This window comes from Streptacidiphilus melanogenes (genome assembly GCF_000787835.1).
Taxonomy (GTDB): Bacteria; Actinomycetota; Actinomycetes; order Streptomycetales; family Streptomycetaceae; genus Streptacidiphilus; species Streptacidiphilus melanogenes.
On the sequence record NZ_BBPP01000008.1, the window covers coordinates 11849 to 13943 of the forward strand.

1 protein-coding gene and 1 pseudogene are annotated in these 2095 nt (G+C 73.2%); one reads left to right on the forward strand and one right to left on the reverse strand.

The window, feature by feature from the left end:
- A pseudogene (locus TR49_RS11015) lies at nucleotides 1–284 on the forward strand (hypothetical protein); the annotation flags it as partial.
- Between the two features lie 84 nt (nucleotides 285–368).
- Here the strand turns inward: TR49_RS11015 and TR49_RS11020 are convergent.
- The gene (locus tag TR49_RS11020; RefSeq protein ID WP_042380291.1) at nucleotides 369–1841 is read right to left on the reverse strand and encodes an SDR family NAD(P)-dependent oxidoreductase; all 1473 of its coding nucleotides are present in this window, start codon (nucleotides 1839–1841) and stop codon (nucleotides 369–371) included.
- Nucleotides 1842–2095 lie beyond the last annotated feature (254 nt).

The window sequence follows — 2095 nt, forward strand, 5'->3', positions numbered from 1 at the left end:
TCGCGACCCCGGCCGCCCGCGTGTCCGTCCTCGACGAGGAGGAAGCCCCTGTGGAGCCCGCCGCTGCGGAGGACGACGTCGCCCCGGTCAGCGAGGACACTCCGCCTGTCGACGAGACTCCGCAGAGCGACACCGTCGCGCAGGCGGATGAGGCCGATGAGGCTGCTTCGGTGGATGAGGAGCGTGCGGCGGGCGCGGACGCTCCTGAGGACGACGTCCCCGCGCCCGCCGACGCCGCCGCAGCGGAGGAGCACGACGAGGACGTGCCCCAGCCCGCCGGCTGATCGGCGTGCGGATCGGCCGCCGCCGACCGCGCTGTCAGGCGGTGCGGCCGACCGTCGGCGGAAGGCGCGGCGTGTGGCCGGACCTCACCACGGGTGCGGGCGGTAGTCCTTGAGGAAGACGCCGAACAGGTCCTCGCCCTCCTCGCCGCGCACGACCGGGTCGTAGACACGGGCCGCGCCGTCGACCAGGTCGAGCGGGGCGTGGAAGCCGACGCCCGCCATGCGCATCTTGTCCGGGTGCGGGCGTTCGTCGGTGATCCAGCCCGTGTCCACCGCGGTCATCAGGATGCCGTCCTGCTCCAGCATCTCCTCCGCGCTGGTGCGGGTCAGCATGTTGAGCGCGGCCTTGGCCATGTTGGTGTGCGGGTGGCCGGGGCCCTTGTAACCGCGGCCGAACTGGCCCTCCATGGCGGAGACGTTGACCACGTACTTGCGGCGCGCCGGCGCGGCGGCCATCGCCGCGCGCAGGCGGCTGACCAGGATGAACGGCGCGGTGACGTTGCAGAGCTGGACCTCGAGCAGCTCGATCGGGTCCACCTCGTGCACCTTCTGGCTCCAGCTGTTGGCGTCGTCCAGGTCCGGGACGAGTCCGCCGGCGTCGATGGCGGTGCCCGCCTCGATCAGGGCGGGAGCGGCCGAACCTGAGGTGAGCGCCAGCGCGGTCAGCGCCTCGGCGCTGAGCTTCTCGCGGCGCGGGCTGCCCTGCGCGGGCAGCATCGGCTGCCGGCTCAGGTCGAAGCGGCCGAGCGTCGTCGAGGAGGGCAGCTCGCCGGCGGGCAGCGGCGCGTCCTCGGCGTCGATCAGCTCCTTGTAGGCGTTCGGCGTGCGGCGGACCGTCTGGGCGGCGTTGTTGATCAGGATGTCCAGCGGGCCTGCGGCGCTGACCTCCTCCGCCAGCGCGATGACCTGGGACGGGTCGCGCAGGTCGATGCCGACGATGTGCAGGCGGTGCAGCCACTCGTGGCTGTCCGGCATCGCCGTGAAGCGGCGGATCGCGTCGTTCGGGAAGCGCGTGGTGATCGTGGTGTGCGCGCCGTCGCGCAGCAACCGCAGCGCGATGTACATCCCGATCTTGGCGCGGCCGCCGGTGAGGAGCGCGCGGCGGCCGGTGAGATCCGTGCGGGCGTCGCGGCGGGAGCGGTTCTCGGTGGCGCAGTTCGGGCAGAGCTGGTGGTAGAACGCGTCGACCTCGACGTAGCGGCCCTTGCAGATGTAGCAGGCGCGCGGCCGCTCGAGTATGCCCGCGAGCGTGCTGGTGGTGCCGCTGGTGAGCTGCAGGCCCTGGGTCTCGTCGTCGATACGGCTCGCGGCGCCGGTCGCGGTGCGCTCGGTGACCGCCCGGTCGTTCGCGGTCTTGGCGGCGCGGCGCTCCTGGCGGCGGCGCTGCTTGACCTCGCGGTAGACGCCCGAGGTGGCCTTGCGCAGCTCGATCGCCTGCGGGTGGTCCAGCGGCAGATCGCCGAGCTCGGCGAGTGCCTCCAGGACGAGGCGCATGCGCTCGGGGTCGATCCCGGGGTGGGCCTCGGCGAAGTCGGTCACGTCGGGTCCTGCGTTCATCGCCTGCTGGTTCTCTTCTGGGATCGGGGCCTGCGTCGGTTCGCGGCCGGGAGCTCGAGCGTCGGTTGCCGGAGGCAACCCGATCAACTCTACCGGTCCACGCCGCGGGACCCGCGCGGCGGACGGTGAACCGGACCGGCGTCAGGGGCGTAGGGGCGGGGGAGCAGGGTTCCGACAGGAGCCAGGGCGGCCGAAGCGTCCCGTTCAGGGTCGGGGCGGCGCGGTGTCGGCGGGGGCGGGAGCGCTTCTCGCGC